This window comes from Sphingobium sp. AP49 (assembly GCF_000281715.2).
Taxonomy (GTDB): domain Bacteria; phylum Pseudomonadota; class Alphaproteobacteria; order Sphingomonadales; family Sphingomonadaceae; genus Sphingobium.
Genome location: NZ_CP124576.1, coordinates 488,374 through 502,043, shown reverse-complemented (window position 1 = coordinate 502,043; position 13,670 = coordinate 488,374). Strand labels below are relative to the sequence as shown.

13 protein-coding genes are annotated in these 13,670 nt (G+C 61.5%); 7 read left to right on the top strand and 6 right to left on the bottom strand.

Features of this window, described 5'->3' with window-relative positions; genetic code table 11:
• Window positions 1-185 precede the first annotated feature (185 nt).
• The 3 genes from PMI04_RS02415 to ligD are packed head-to-tail and all read left to right on the top strand — an operon-like array spanning window position 186 to window position 4,056.
• Complete coding sequence (locus PMI04_RS02415; RefSeq protein ID WP_007710919.1) at window positions 186-1,070, top strand: Ku protein; 885 nt, start codon at window positions 186-188, stop codon at window positions 1,068-1,070.
• Entirely contained in the window at window positions 1,070-1,546 is a 477-nt protein-coding gene (locus PMI04_RS02410; protein WP_007710920.1) for an MgtC/SapB family protein, read from the top strand. Before PMI04_RS02415 ends, PMI04_RS02410 begins: the two co-directional genes overlap by 1 nt.
• Complete coding sequence (gene ligD / locus PMI04_RS02405) at window positions 1,543-4,056, top strand: DNA ligase D (RefSeq protein ID WP_007710922.1); 2,514 nt, start codon at window positions 1,543-1,545, stop codon at window positions 4,054-4,056. Before PMI04_RS02410 ends, ligD begins: the two co-directional genes overlap by 4 nt.
• Before the next feature lie 200 nt (window positions 4,057-4,256).
• On the opposite strand, the gene PMI04_RS02400 is transcribed toward ligD, so the two are convergent.
• From PMI04_RS02400 to PMI04_RS02380, 5 genes are read right to left on the bottom strand one after another with little or no spacing between them, the layout of a single operon-like run.
• Window positions 4,257-5,297 (bottom strand): c-type cytochrome, encoded by a 1,041-nt coding sequence (locus PMI04_RS02400; RefSeq protein ID WP_007710925.1) that lies wholly within the window; start codon window positions 5,295-5,297, stop codon window positions 4,257-4,259.
• On the bottom strand, window positions 5,294-5,890 hold the full coding sequence (locus PMI04_RS02395; RefSeq protein WP_007710928.1) for a cytochrome c oxidase assembly protein: 597 nt from the start codon (window positions 5,888-5,890) through the stop codon (window positions 5,294-5,296). Before PMI04_RS02395 ends, PMI04_RS02400 begins: the two co-directional genes overlap by 4 nt.
• A complete protein-coding gene (locus tag PMI04_RS02390; RefSeq protein ID WP_007710930.1) occupies window positions 5,887-6,264 on the bottom strand; it encodes a hypothetical protein in 378 nt (125 codons plus the stop codon). The genes PMI04_RS02395 and PMI04_RS02390 overlap by 4 nt, the downstream gene beginning before the upstream one ends.
• The gene (locus tag PMI04_RS02385; RefSeq protein WP_007710932.1) at window positions 6,261-8,783 is read right to left on the bottom strand and encodes a cbb3-type cytochrome c oxidase subunit I; all 2,523 of its coding nucleotides are present in this window, start codon (window positions 8,781-8,783) and stop codon (window positions 6,261-6,263) included. The genes PMI04_RS02390 and PMI04_RS02385 overlap by 4 nt, the downstream gene beginning before the upstream one ends.
• A complete protein-coding gene (locus PMI04_RS02380) occupies window positions 8,780-9,748 on the bottom strand; it encodes a cytochrome c oxidase subunit II (protein ID WP_007710934.1) in 969 nt (322 codons plus the stop codon). Before PMI04_RS02380 ends, PMI04_RS02385 begins: the two co-directional genes overlap by 4 nt.
• Window positions 9,749-9,933: 185 nt before the next feature.
• On the opposite strand from PMI04_RS02380, the gene PMI04_RS02375 reads away from it, so the two are divergent.
• From PMI04_RS02375 to PMI04_RS02365, 3 genes are read left to right on the top strand one after another with little or no spacing between them, the layout of a single operon-like run.
• Window positions 9,934-10,362 carry a DUF2231 domain-containing protein gene (locus tag PMI04_RS02375; protein ID WP_007710935.1) on the top strand — a complete coding sequence of 143 codons (429 nt, stop codon included), beginning with the start codon at window positions 9,934-9,936 and terminating at the stop codon, window positions 10,360-10,362.
• A complete protein-coding gene (locus PMI04_RS02370; RefSeq protein WP_007710936.1) occupies window positions 10,359-11,654 on the top strand; it encodes a sorbosone dehydrogenase family protein in 1,296 nt (431 codons plus the stop codon). Before PMI04_RS02375 ends, PMI04_RS02370 begins: the two co-directional genes overlap by 4 nt.
• A gap of 29 nt (window positions 11,655-11,683) precedes the next feature.
• On the top strand, window positions 11,684-11,911 hold the full coding sequence (locus PMI04_RS02365; protein ID WP_007710937.1) for a hypothetical protein: 228 nt from the start codon (window positions 11,684-11,686) through the stop codon (window positions 11,909-11,911).
• A 556-nt stretch (window positions 11,912-12,467) separates the two neighbouring features.
• Here the strand turns inward: PMI04_RS02365 and PMI04_RS02360 are convergent.
• Window positions 12,468-13,196, bottom strand: a complete 729-nt coding sequence (locus PMI04_RS02360) for a glutathione S-transferase (RefSeq protein WP_157178137.1) — start codon at window positions 13,194-13,196, stop codon at window positions 12,468-12,470.
• Window positions 13,197-13,499: 303 nt separating this feature from the next.
• On the opposite strand from PMI04_RS02360, the gene PMI04_RS02355 reads away from it, so the two are divergent.
• Window positions 13,500-13,661, top strand: coding sequence for a hypothetical protein (locus tag PMI04_RS02355; protein WP_007710939.1), 162 nt, complete (start codon window positions 13,500-13,502; stop codon window positions 13,659-13,661).
• The last annotated feature ends 9 nt before the right edge of the window (window positions 13,662-13,670 follow it).

Genomic DNA, 13,670 nt, shown 5'->3' with positions numbered 1-13,670 from the left:
TTCCGCGTGCACGAAAGTTCAGCGACACGCCCCGATCAGGTGCCGGTGCCAGATGGTAGCAACATGAAGATGAGTGATTTGCCTTGCCACCCCATGGGAATGGCGAAGCTGTGCTGTCGGCTTTCTGTTGGAGGCTATCACGGAACCAACTTGCCGATTGCACGCTCTCATCGGGGAGGTCGCACATGGCTGCACGCGCATTTTGGCAGGGCCAGATCAAGCTGGCACTGGTGTCCATCCCGGTCGAAGTCTATCCCGCAACCAAATCGGGTGCGGCGGTCAGCTTTCGTCAGATTCACGAGCCCACCGGCAAACCCATTCATTATGAAAAGGTCGTGAGCGGCGTGGGGCCCGTCGACCGAGATGAGATCCTCAAGGGGTTCGAGCTTTCAAAAGGCAATTATGTGCTGCTCGAACAGGAGGAAATCGAAGCGGTCAAGATTGAGAGCCGCAAGACCCTCGACCTCGTCCAGTTTGTCGAGGCCGATGCGATCGACGTTCTTTATTACGAGAAGCCCTATTTCGTCGTACCCGCCGATGACCTCGCAGAAGAGGCCTATGCCGTGCTGCGGGATGCGCTGCGAAAGGCAAAGAAGGTCGGACTTGGCCAATTGTCGGTCCGTGGACGGGAACAGCTGGTATCGATCAAACCCTGTGGACGGGGGCTGGTCATGGAAGTTCTGCGCTATGCCGACGAGGTAACCAAGGCGCAGACATATTTCCGAGGTTTGCCTGCCGATACGGCGGATGAGGACATGCTCGATCTTGCTACCAGCATCATCGACAAGCGAACGGCGCCCTTCAAGCCGGAAGAGTTTCGCGATCGCTATGTCGATGCGCTCCATCGCCTGATCGAAAAGAAGAAAAAGGCCAAGGGGAAGCGGATAATAGAAGAGGTGGACGATGAGCCGGCGCGCAAGGGCGGCAATGTCATCGACCTGATGGCGGCGCTCAAGAAGTCAGCAGGAGAAACGGCTCGCACCCCAGCGACGAAGAAGAGGTCGAAAAGCGGTTCGGCGACAGACACTGGCAATAGGCGTGCGACTGCAGCCAAGCGCAAAAGTGCGTGATGACGCTGAATCCCGATACCCCGCTCCACCTTATCGACGGGCCGGTCATGCTGCGCCTGAGCATTGCTGCTCTGCTCGGCCTGCTTTTGGGGCTCGACCGACAGATACGCGGCCATGCAGCGGGGCTACGCACCCATGGCCTCATCTGCTTCACCAGCGCCCTCATGACTGTCTGCGCAATCGCGCTGCACAATCAGTTGCAAGGCGAGGGAAATATAGATCCCCTGCGGGTCTTCGAAGCTTCTGCCGCATTTTCGGGCATCATAGCGACTGGCCTCATCATATTCAGCAAGGGTGAGATCAAGAATCTGACCACGGCAGCCCATATCTGGCTGGCGTCGATGATCGGAATCGCTTCCGGCGCTGCCCTCTGGCCCCTGGTCGCCAGTGCCACTCTCGTCGCGATCCTCATGCTCAGCCTGCTGGGATTTGTGGAACGGCGCTGGCTCGCGTCCGAGGAGCGACAGGGCGAATGAGCCGGCTCCATCCCCTTGCCTCCTATAATGCCAAACGGGACTTCAATCGCACCAGCGAGCCTGAAGGCAAGATGGCAAAGAAGGGCGGTAACAGTTTCGTTGTCCAGAAACATGCCGCCACAAGGCTGCATTGGGACTTCCGGCTGGAAGTCGATGGCGTGCTCAAGAGCTGGGCCGTCACCAAGGGGCCGAGCCTGGATCCCGATGACAAGCGGCTTGCTGTCCGCACCGAAGATCATCCTCTGAGCTATGGCAGTTTCGAGGGTAATATTCCCAAGGGCGAATATGGCGGCGGCAGTGTGATGCTCTGGGACCGCGGTTGGTGGGAACCGATCCCGGGAAAGAGCGCGAAGGATATAGAGGATGGCCATCTCCATTTCATCCTGCATGGCGAACGGATGAAGGGGGAATGGCTGCTGGTACGGATGAAGGGGCGCGCGGGCGAAAAGCGCGAGAATTGGTTGCTCCGCAAGATTGAGGATGGCGAAGCCCGCCGGAATGGCGATCTGGTCGAGCGCGCGCTGACAAGTGTTCTGACTGACCGCTCAATGGCGCAAATCGCCGGGGACATCGCCGGCACGCAGTCGTTGAAAGGCGCGAGGGGCAAGACATTCACGGATAGGATGCAGGCGGCAAACGCGCATAATGCAAAGATCGGCAAGACGAAGATGAAGGCGAAGGCCAGAACGGAGGCTATGCCGCGCTTCATCAAGCCGCAGCTTGCAACTTTGGTCGACCATGTACCGGTCGGCAACGAATGGCTGCACGAGATCAAATATGACGGATATCGCGCGCTCGTTGCAGTCAGTGGCGAAGCGATAAAAATATATACGCGCAGCGGCCTGGACTGGACGGACAAATTTGGTGCTTTGGCCGGTGCCATAAAAGCGCTCGACCTCCCGCCTGCATTGATCGACGGCGAGATCATCGCCTTTGACGCTGACGGCAATCCCAGTTTTTCGGCGCTGCAGGCGGTGTTGAAACGGGGCCATGGCGCGGAGCGAGCCGACACGCCGTTCCATTTTTTCGCTTTTGATCTTCTTTCCCTTGATGGCATGGATTTGAAGTCTCTCCCCGCAATCGAGCGAAAGGAGCGGCTCGAAGCCTTATTGGCGGATGCAGATCAACCGATCCACGTTGCCGATCACCTGATCGGTTCGGGCGAGAAGCTCTACCGATCGCTTTGTCAGGCCGGGCAGGAAGGCATTATCGCAAAGCGCGTCGATGCGCCCTATCGCAGCGGACGGACACGCGCCTGGGTGAAGGTCAAATGCACCCGTCGGCAGGAATTCGTGATCGTCGGCTGGACCCGTAGCAAGGTAAAAGGGCGTGCCTTCTCCTCCCTGCTACTGGGGCAGCATGAAGGCGGTGAACTGGTCTATAAGGGCAAGGTCGGCACTGGTTTCGATGCCGCCACAATGACCGACCTGGCCGAGGCCATGAGTCCGATTGCGACCGGCACGTCGCAGATCATCATTTCCGCCGCCCAAGCGCGCGGCGTCCAATGGGTCAAACCCAAGCTCGTTGCGGAAGTCGGTTTTGCCGAGTTCACAAGGGAGGGTCTCGTGCGACATGGCAGTTTTCTGGGGCTAAGAAGCGACAAGTTGGCAAAGACGGTCAAGCCCGAAAAAGCGGTCCCGACTCCTCTTTCGGCCACGGCCATCAAGATCAGCAATCGCGCGCGCGTGATTTTCCCGGAGAGCGGGCAGACCAAAGGGGAGTTGGCCGATTACTACGCGCGGATCGCCCCGCTTATGCTACCTTTCGCCGCCAATCGGCCGATCAGTCTTGTGCGATGCCCCCAGGGCCGCGCGAAGAAATGCTTTTTCCAGAAACATGACAGCGGCGCCTTTGGCGATCATGTCCGCCATGTTGCGATCCGCGAAAAAGACGGCGGCTCGGAAGATTATCTCTATGTCGACGATGCCGATGGCCTGATCGCCTGCGTCCAGATGGGTACGATTGAATTTCATGGCTGGGCGAGCCGTGCCGATGCCGTCGAGAAGCCCGATCGCATGATCTTCGATCTTGATCCCGACGAGGGCATGGATTTTGCACGGGTGCGTGAAGCGGCAAAGGATATTCGCGATCATCTACGCGACATCGGTCTGATCTCCTTCGCCATGCTGTCGGGAGGGAAGGGGGTCCATGTCGTCGTCCCCCTCAGCCCCACTCACGACTGGGACGCACATAAGGATTTCGCCGCCCGTTTCGCCCAGGCCTTGAGCGCGGCAGAACCCGATCGCTTTGTCGCCACGATGAGCAAGGCCAAGCGCAAGGATCGCATATTCATCGACTGGCTGCGCAATCAGCGCGGCAGCACCGCCATCCTCCCCTACTCGGCGCGCGCGCGTGCCGGCGCGCCCGTAGCCATACCGGTCGACTGGGACGAATTGAACGATTTGCAGGACGCCCATCCCTACGACATTGGAGATGCCGAAATATTGGGGGAGCGCGCGGGGAAGCTCAAAGGCTGGGGCTTCGCTGCGCAGACCCTGCCGGATCTATGATCCGTTTCGGGCACCATGAACCCCGCCATGCGTTGATGGGAGAAGATCAGCATGAAAGGATCATAATGCCCCATCACAAGGAGCGTCCTGCCCGCAAGGCCACCAGTCGCCTTGCGCTCTACCTCGTCTTCGCGTTCATCGTTGCAGCCATCCTGGCTTTCATCTGGGTCAACATGCACGCCTGACCGGGCGATAACCCGTTAGTCCGACCTGGGCTGCGCCACGGTCCGTGCCAGTTCATCGATCTGATCGATCGGGATACGTCTTGCTATCATCGCCATGGTGTCTGGCGGCAGGCGCGCGTCGATGACATTATCGTCTTGCTGCCAAAGCCGCAGGCGCGCAGCAAGATAGCCTGGCTTCTGCCCGGCAAGAATGGGCGCCGCCTTGCCGACTGCATGACAATTGCTGCAGGCGGGCAGGGGCTGGCCGAAACGGTCCAGCCCCGGTGAACTGCGTGTGGTCGCAATATTCGCCAGACCGGGCATCGCAGAGAAATAGGTCGCGAGCCTCGTCATTTCCTCGCGCCCGGTCGTTGCCAGCGCCGTCTGCATGACCGCACTGCTGCGCTTCCCCGACACATATTGGCGCATGCTGGCGAACAGATAGGACGCGCTCTGCCCAGCCAGGACCGGAATATCGGATTGCTCCCTCCCCCGACCATCGACGCCATGGCAGCTTGTGCATGCCGACAAGGTTGCCGGAGCAACGCCGGGCAGACGTCCCTCCTCGCCAGCCTGGGTCAGCGCTTGATATTGCGCCGCCGTCATCTGCGGCAAGCGCCGGACGAAAGCGGTCATGCGCCTTACTTCGTCCGGTCGATCAGCCGCCGCCCAGGCCGGCATGCCGGTGAATTTGACGCCATGCCGGATGATCCAGAATAATTCGCGATCCCGCCATTCCCCTGCCGTCCGGGCAAGATCAGGCGCCGGCGGGGTTGCCTGCTGCATCACGGGTGATGGCCGTACACCCGGCGCGCCATGACAGACCTGGCAGGCCTGACGAAAATGCCCCGCTGCACTGACCAGGCCCTCACCATCGAGCGGATCGGGCGGTGCGTCCAGCCAGGCATAAGTCCGCACGGAATTGCGCATCGTCCAGTGAAGGAACCAGTCGGTAATACGCCAATGGCCCGACGACGCGGAAATCTGCATGGCCCCGGACCAGGCGAACAGCATTCCGAGAACCCCAAGTCCGAGCAACGCGACAATTGCACGCTTCAAGCTGATGCGAATGATCATGCCGCCCCCCTCTGGCGAAGGAGGCTCGCCAACAGGACGAGACCGCCGATGAAATAGCTGGCCCCGCCGACCAGCAGCATGAGGACACCGCTCAGTTGCTGGTCGATCAGCGGGTCCATGCCGGCCAGATGATGATGATCCGCCGCCGCGTAGAGAGGCCGTGGCGCCAGGCCGATCAGGACACCGAGCAACGTCATGTGCATCGATGTCAGCAGCAAGGCACCGATGCCAGCGGCCCGATGATCGGCGCGGAGCACCGATGACCAGAGCAGCAGACCTGCGCCAAGGAAACAGAGCTGCTCGAGCCCGAGCAATGGGAAGGAGGTCATTGTCGCCGCGCGAAGGGCCGGCAGGTGCCAGAGCCAGACCGTGACAAGTTCCACCAGCATCATCGCCATCGGGCTTGTGAGGCCGGGCCAGAGACGCGCAGGATCAAGCCGCCCTTGAGACAGGCCAAGGGCAAGAAAAGGCGCTGCAATCGCTACGGCAATCATATGGCCTGCCATATGACCAACCATGCCAAGCGGCAGCACAGCCAGGAGCCACCCTGTCGGAACCAGCGCCAGACCGGCGAAAAGTGCGGCGCGCTTCATCGGCAATCCCGCAGGAAAATAACCGGAAGCGCCGTGAACAACACGCCGACGAAGCTCAGCCCCGCCAGTAGCAAGGTGGATTTGGCCAGGAAACGGAGCCGGTCGATCCGGGTCGAATCCTCATGGGGCGGCGGATTGCCGGGCAGGCGCGCCTGCGCCCAGGCGATCCATCCCGAAAGCCCTATCATCAGCAGCGCGAGCATCGTGCCGACGACGAACAGCATCGGGAAACTGGCAAAGCGCCCGGCCTTGGCACAGGAGATGGCCGCCCAGAGATAGGACGCCAGGAAATGTCCCGCCCAGATCGCTGGTGGAATGATGAGCGTCCAGAGCGTGACCTTGAGCCGCTCATGCCATCTGCGTCGCTCGCTCATGCGACCTCCGGGAACAGGCCGATCGTCGCATAGGTGACGATCGCGGTCAGCGCGTAGAAATGCATGTAGACGGTGACGTTGCGCAGATCCGCGTCATGCACCGGGTCCATCCGCCCGGCGAGACTGCGCGCCAGCGCATAGCCCTGCATGATGGCGGCAACGCCCGCATGGGCCGTGGCCCAGATCGCGAGAGTCCACACGATTGCAGGATAGCTGTGCGCCTGCGGGTCCATGCCATGGGTCCATGGTCCGGCCAGACCCGCCCCAATTCCGGCAAGGCTGAGCACCAGCGCGACCAGGAGGAAAAGCCGGGCCATGCCCACATACTTGCGGGCATGCACCTCGCGCGCGCCTAGCGTCAGCAGCCAGCTTGCTATCCCCAGGAAGAGCGCAATCATCGGCCAGGCCAAGCCGGGCCCGTCCGCCAGAGCCACCGGCGGGAAATCCGCGTGGCGGGTCCAGAAGAAGAAATAGCCGAAGACGAGCCCGGAAAAGGCCGTCGCATCGGCCATCATCGTAATGAACATCGCCCACCAGCCCGGCGCCGATGGCCCGGACAGATATAGCGGCAGTTCAAGGCCGTGTCCGATCGGTTTGCAGGGCTTTTCCGGAATTTCAGCCGTCCCGGTCCATAGCCACCACAGGGCGAGCGCGAGTGTGGCGATGCCACTGACGAGCGCAGCCCAATAGAGATGATAGGTGGTGAGGATGAAGACCCCGCCGAGCGCGACCGCCGTCAGCATGGGCCTGATGCTCGGCGTCCCCAAACGGATCACCGCCAATGGCCTGGCATCGAGGACGCTCGTCACGATCGTCTCGCGTCGCCCTTCCTCTGCATCGGGCAGGAAGAAGCGGCCCTCATCCACCTTGCGCACGAAATCTGTCTGGTCCCAGATCGGATAGCGGCTCTCGATCAATGGCACCGACCTTATGCCCCAATCCTCATCCTCGGGATGGGCGAGCCATTCCAGGGTGCCCGCATTCCAGGGATTGCGGACAGCCCGAACCCGGCGCGGCGACATGCAGAGATCGACGCATATCACCGCCACCCCCGCAGCGAACAGCCAGGCGCCCAGGGTGGAAGCCATGTTGAGCCCGCCCAGCCCCAATTCGGCAGGATAGGTGAAGACGCGGCGCGGCATGCCCATCAGCCCCGAAAGATGCATCGGAAAGAAGGTCAGGTTGGCACCGACAAACAGCATCCAGAAAGCGATCCGGCCGAGCCGGTCGGACAGCTTCTTGCCCGTCACCAATGGCCAATAATAATAAAGGCCGGCAAAAAGCGGCATCAGCGTGCCGCCGATCAGCACATAATGGAGATGGGCGACGACGAAATAGCTGTCATGCGCCTGCCAATCGAACGGTGCCACCGCCACCATCACGCCGGTAAGACCACCGATCACGAAAATGGCAAGGCTGCCGGTCGCATAGAGAAGGGGTGTCGACCAGGTGACCCGCCCTGCCCACAGCGTCGCTATGAACACGAATATCTGGACGCCGGTCGGAATGGCCACGGCTTCGGAGGCGGCCGAGAAGAAGGCCAGGCTAATCTTTGGCAGCCCGGTGGTGAACATGTGGTGGACCCACAACCCGAAAGACAGGAAAGCGGTGCCCACGGCCGCCAGCACGATCCACGGATAGCCTAGGAGATGGCGGTTGGCGAAGGTCGGCACCAGCATCGCGAAGAGCGCGATCGAGGGCAGGAATATGATGTAGACCTCGGGATGACCGAAGATCCAGAACAGATGCTGCCACAAGAGTGGATCCCCGCCCCGGCGCGCATCGAAGAAGGGCCAGTCGAGCAGCCTTTCCATTTCGAACAATATGTCGCCGGCGATGAGCGGTGGAAAGGCAAAGAGGATCATCACCGCCACGACCAGAATATACCAGGCATATAGCGGCATGAGGTTGAGCCGCATGCCCGGCGGTCGGCATTTGAGCACGCCGACGATCAGTTCGACTGCGGCGGCGACCGACGACACTTCGATGAAGGAAAGGCCGAGCATCCAGATATCGGCCCCGAGCCCCGACAGGTCGGTCCGGGTGGTCAGCGGAGGATACATGAACCAGCCGCCGTCAGGGGCGGCATTGAAGAAGATCGATCCCCCGACGAACAGCCCGCCGATCAGGAAGGACCAGTAGCCAAAGGCCGACAGGCGGGGGAATGGAAGGTCGCGCGCGCCCAGCAATTGCGGCAGCAAGATGATCGATACCGCCTCGAACATCGGCACGGCGAAGAGAAACATCATCATCGAGCCGTGCAGGGTAAAGAGCTGGTTGAAGGTACCAGGCCCGACCAGATCATTGTCGGGCACGGCAAGCTGGGTGCGCATGATGAGCGCGAGCACGCCGGCAAAGAGCATGAAGCCAAAGGCGGTCAGCACATACCAGACACCGACGCGATTATTGTTGCAGTCGGTCCAGCGCAGGAAGAGCCCCTTGGGCGGTGCCCACACTGCCCGCAACCTTTCTTCCTGCGCAGCGCGGAGCGCCGGGTCATCCTGATCATGGAGGCTCATTTCAGCCCCTTGAGATACTGGGCAATGGCAATGGCCTCCTGCTCGGACAGCTGGGGATAGGCGGGCATGCGCGCGCCTGGCTTTGCGATCTGGGGCGCACGGATGAAGGCGGCGATATTGGCGGTGGTCGGTGGCAATATCCCGGCCCCCAGCGTCCGCCTCTGTCCAAAACGACTAAGGTCAGGCCCAATTGCCGCATCATGCGCGGTTCCCCGGATGGCATGGCAGGCGCCGCAGCCATGCGCATCGAAAAGCGCCTGGCCCCTCGATGGGACCAGGCCCTTGCCGGCGCCGCGCGCGCCCGCCAGCCATGCATCGAAATCCGCGGGGCTCATGGCGATCACGTCGAAGGCCATTAGCGCGTGCGACAGGCCGCAAAACTCCGCGCAAACGCCCCGGAAGCGGCCGGCCTTTTCGGCGCGCACGACCAGCCGGTTGGTCCGTCCGGGAATCATGTCCATCTTGCCGGCAAGACCGGGAATCCAGAAACTGTGGATCACGTCCTGCGCGCCAAGTTCAAGGATCGCCGTCCGCCCCACGGGAATGCGGATCTCATTGGCAGAAACAAGTCCAGGCCCTGCGCGTGATGCCCCATAGGCGACCCGCCACCAGAATTGCTCGCCCTCGACCCGAATGGTGAGGTCGCCAGGCGCCGTGTCGCGCGGGCGCATGGCAGGCAAAGCATAGAGAAGCAGCGCGCCAAGGATCAAGGCCGGGCCGATGGCGCCCAGCCACAAGATGATCCGCATGCCGCCACGATGGCTGAGCGCCCCTTCCGGAGCGCGAAGCGCGCGAACATAGATAAGGACCATGATCGAAAGGATGATCGCCGCACCGATGGTCAACAGGATCGCCATCTCGCGCACCTGCCGTGCTTCGGCACCGAAGACATGGAGGGCCGACTGCTGCGCATTGCAGGCGCCAAGGCCGAGCAGCGAAATGCTCCAGAACCATGGATTGCGCATTGCGCCCGCGTCACCCCTTTCGCGCCGCATCCGATGCGCAGCGTCTTCCGTGCAACACGCGAAGCGACATCCGGTTCAAACATTTCTGTTTCGTAACAAGTGGATGAATTGCCGGTGTCGGCGAAACCAAACGCCATTCGGCGCATTGGCGAGGGATCCTTCTTCCTTCGACACGGAGACCTGTCTTGCCCAGCGCCCCGCCGCGCACCCGGCCCCTGCTCCATCCGCTTCACGGCCTGCTGCTCGCGTGGCCGGTTGCCCTGTTTCCCGCTGCCCTTCTGTCGGACATCACCTATCTCAACAGCGCCGAAATCCAGTGGGGCAACTTTTCGGCCTGGCTGATCACCGGCGCGCTGATCGGCGGCGGCCTGGTACTGCTATGGACCTTGATCGCGCTGGCGCGCGCCAAAGGGCCGGCACGTCGGCAGCATGGCCTTTATCTGCTGTTGCTGGCGCTGATGTGGGTCTGCGGGCTCATCAACGCCTTCCAGCATAGTCGCGATGGCTGGAGTTCGGTCGGAACCAACGGCCTCATCCTCTCCCTCCTCAGCAGCTTGGCTGCCCTTGCCGCCGGTTGGATTGCCTTCGCCGGCTATCGGGAGGTTCGGCCATGACCGTGCGCGCCGTCATCCTGAGCGCCAGTCTTCTGGCCCTTGCCGCCTGTGGCCGCAGCCAGCCCGGACTTGAGCAGACCGGCGCGCGGCCGGACCTGCCCGATCAGCGCCAGACATTGCTGCCGCCGATGAAAATCGCGACACCGGCGGGCTGGGGCAATGAAAAGCCGACAGCCCCGGCCGGCTTTACCGTGACGGCCTTCACCACGGGACTTGCCATTCCGCGCCAGATGCTGGTGCTGCCCAATGGCGACATTCTGGTGGCAGAAGGGTCAGGGGGATCGGCCCCCGCCCTGCGGCCCAAGGATGTGATCGCGACTTATATCAAGGCCATGGGGAAGACTTCGGTCAAGGGCGGCAATCGCGTCACCCTGCTGCGCGATGCCGATGGCGATGGTCGCGCCGAATTGCGCAGTCCGCTCATCACCGGATTGAATGCGCCCTATGGCCTCGCCCTGGTCGAGGGCCAGCTCTATGTCGCGACACAGGACGCGCTGCTACGCTTTCCCTATCGCGAAGGCGAAACGCGCATCACCACGCCCGGCGTCGAGGTGACCAAATTGCCCTCGCGCATAAATCATCACTGGACCAAGTCGCTGGCAGCCGGCCCGGACGGATCAAAGCTCTATGTCGGTATCGGTTCCAACAGCAATGTCGGCGAACGCGGCATGGCGGTGGAGGAAGATCGCGCCGTCATCTGGGAAGTTGATCGCCGGTCCGGCATGCATCGCACCTATGCCTCCGGCATCCGTAATCCGACAGCGCTTGCTGTGGAGCCGCAGACGCGCCGGCTCTGGGCCGTGGTGAACGAGCGCGACGAGCTCGGACCGCAACTGGTGCCCGATTATATGACCGCGGTTCGCCCAGGGGCCTTTTATGGCTGGCCTTACAGCTATTGGGGACAGAATGTTGACCCGCGCGTGCGTCCGCAGCAGCCCGATATGGTGCGACGCGCGATCCGACCCGATTATGCCCTGGGATCCCATGTCGCGGCACTCGGCATCAGTTTCGCAACCGGACCAGATCTTGGCCCGGCCTATGCGCAGGGCGCCTTCGTCGGGCAGCATGGCAGCTGGAACAGGCAGGATCTGGCCGGCTACAAGGTGGTCTTCATCCCCTTCGCCAATGGCCGCCCGACCGGCAAGCCCCAGGACTTTCTGACCGGGTTCATCAAGGATGGACATGCACGCGGACGTCCGGTGGGCGTTAGCTATGATCCGGTTCATGGCGCGCTGCTAGTCGCGGATGATCTGTCCAACAGCATCTGGCGGATAGCCCCGACCCGCCGCTGAGGTGAGACAAAGGGGCAAGGAGAGAGAATATGGAGAAACGACAGGAAGACGGCGAAACGGTAACCCACCTTTCGAAAGTCGAGGCGCGCAGCGGATCGCGAACGACCGTGACCCGATCCATCCTCGTGACAAGCCTGGCGCTGGTCATCGCGGTTCTGCTTATCGTTGTTGCGATCGGCTATTTCAGGGCCGACCAAACCGGCGCAGACGAGGTGAATAGCGACAATAGTTCGCAACCAACGTCGACGCCAAATTGACGTGACCGACATCGCACTCGACACCAAACCCGTCGCAAAGGACGCACTGGCAAGGTGGATTGGCGACAAGCTAGCCTGATCCTTGCGGGCGGTCGTCAACAAGGCAAAGGTCCCTCTTTGTCCGTAGAGCGCTTCATAGCGCATGCTACCGGACCTGCTGTTGGGTTGCGGGCATATTGCGGCTGACTTTCAGGCGAGGCTTCCGGTCGCGACGGATCATGTGCGGGGGCTTCCATGGGGCGAGCAAGGACAGAGATGATGCTTGCCAACGCCCGCCGTGAAATCCTGGCCCGCCCGATCTTCTCCCTCGTCGAGGCAGCCCTGCCCGCCCTTTCCGCCACGGAGAGCGAAGCGATCGAGGCCGGCAACAGCTGGTGGGACGCGGCCCTCTTTACCGATCCGGATTGGAATCAGCTCCTTGCCGTGCCGCCCGCCCGGCTGACCGACGCGGAGCAGGCCTTCATGAATGGTCCTGTCGAACAGCTGTGCGGCATGATCGACGACTGGCGCATGACCTGGGAAACGCACGACCTGTCGCAGGAAGCCTGGGACTATCTCAAGCAGGAGAACCGTCGCCGGCAGGCAGAACTGCGCGCAGAGACTTCTCGATTTCTCCGCCGCAATAGGCGTCGCCATAGCGCTTCACGCTCTTTGCCTCGAGTGTCGCCAAGGCAGGTTGAGCGCGCAGACGCTGGACCAGGTCCATTGTTGCAGGCGCATGTTCTGCGAGCATGGCAGCGATCGCGCCGAAGCGGCTGGCCATGGTGCCCCATAACGTCACTGTCACGATATCGGCCAGATCCGGCTTTGCGGTGCCGAGCATGAAACCCTTTCCACCTTCCAGGCCGTTGCTCGTGCCGAAAGCCTCCCAGATGTGCATCCATTTTTCCAGCCGAGGGATAAAGCTGGCCCATCGATCCTCCGTCCACATCTGCCGGCCGCCATCCAGCGTCAGTTCGTCAATGATATCATTCGCGTCATTGACGAGCTTGGCCGTCAAAGCGCGTTCGCGGGTACCGCCATGCACAAGGGCAAGCCGTTCTGCCAAATAGACCAAGATTGCTGGCATCTGAGACAGGGCAAAGCCCGTCTCATTGTCGATGAGGAGGGGGGGCCCCATGAAGGGCGCAGGCTGACCCTCCGGAGCCATTTTCATCAGCGCGGCGATCTCATCCTCATTATGTTCGTTCCAGCTCTTCCCCGCAAAGGCGAGCGCGGCCCGGATGAACTGTCCGCGGAATGGCAACGGCCAATAATAGAGCTCGAAATCCTTCGCCACCATCATCTATCCTTTACGTCAGTGCCTCTGCAAAAGGTTCTCCTGGCCAAATTGGTTGCGATTGAAATTATGCTGGCATGCGTCGGGCTATAGCGATGCACAGGAACACAGTGTTGGAGTTAGCGTTCTGCAATGGCAGCGGCCACCAGCAGTTTTGAGGGCCAGCTCAGGCGATGAAACCGAAGTTTCGATGAGGATCATAGCCCGAAAGAAGATCTTCGCCGCCAATGATGGTGTAGTTGCGCAGGGAGCTTGGGACGGATGTCGCATGAAATAGGTTCGGTTCGGCAATGGGATGAGGAGGACCTGATGGAAGCGCTTCTTCTCATTCAAAGCGAGCGCTATACCAGTGACGACGAGATAATTTTTGCAGAAATGCGGCGCCGTGCTGGTGGCGGCGCACGCGAGCAGCGCGATGCTTCGAACCGGCCTCGAATGTGGAACTTCGACGCGGGCAAGCCTCTGTTCTGAAATATGGTC

Bases quoted from the DNA above. Each gene is read 5' to 3' on its own strand.
- PMI04_RS02370 (WP_007710936.1), top strand. From the start codon at position 10,359: ATGACCGTGCGCGCCGTCATCCTGAGCGCCAGTCTTCTGGCCCTTGCC.
- PMI04_RS02380 (WP_007710934.1), bottom strand. From the start codon at position 9,748: ATGCGCAATCCATGGTTCTGGAGCATTTCGCTGCTCGGCCTTGGCGCC.
- PMI04_RS02410 (WP_007710920.1), top strand. From the start codon at position 1,070: ATGACGCTGAATCCCGATACCCCGCTCCACCTTATCGACGGGCCGGTC.
- PMI04_RS02385 (WP_007710932.1), bottom strand. From the start codon at position 8,783: ATGAGCCTCCATGATCAGGATGACCCGGCGCTCCGCGCTGCGCAGGAA.
- PMI04_RS02415 (WP_007710919.1), top strand. From the start codon at position 186: ATGGCTGCACGCGCATTTTGGCAGGGCCAGATCAAGCTGGCACTGGTG.
- PMI04_RS02390 (WP_007710930.1), bottom strand. From the start codon at position 6,264: ATGAGCGAGCGACGCAGATGGCATGAGCGGCTCAAGGTCACGCTCTGG.
- PMI04_RS02355 (WP_007710939.1), top strand. From the start codon at position 13,500: ATGGAAGCGCTTCTTCTCATTCAAAGCGAGCGCTATACCAGTGACGAC.
- PMI04_RS02400 (WP_007710925.1), bottom strand. From the start codon at position 5,297: ATGATCATTCGCATCAGCTTGAAGCGTGCAATTGTCGCGTTGCTCGGA.
- ligD (WP_007710922.1), top strand. From the start codon at position 1,543: ATGAGCCGGCTCCATCCCCTTGCCTCCTATAATGCCAAACGGGACTTC.
- PMI04_RS02365 (WP_007710937.1), top strand. From the start codon at position 11,684: ATGGAGAAACGACAGGAAGACGGCGAAACGGTAACCCACCTTTCGAAA.
- PMI04_RS02395 (WP_007710928.1), bottom strand. From the start codon at position 5,890: ATGAAGCGCGCCGCACTTTTCGCCGGTCTGGCGCTGGTTCCGACAGGG.
- PMI04_RS02360 (WP_157178137.1), bottom strand. From the start codon at position 13,196: ATGATGGTGGCGAAGGATTTCGAGCTCTATTATTGGCCGTTGCCATTC.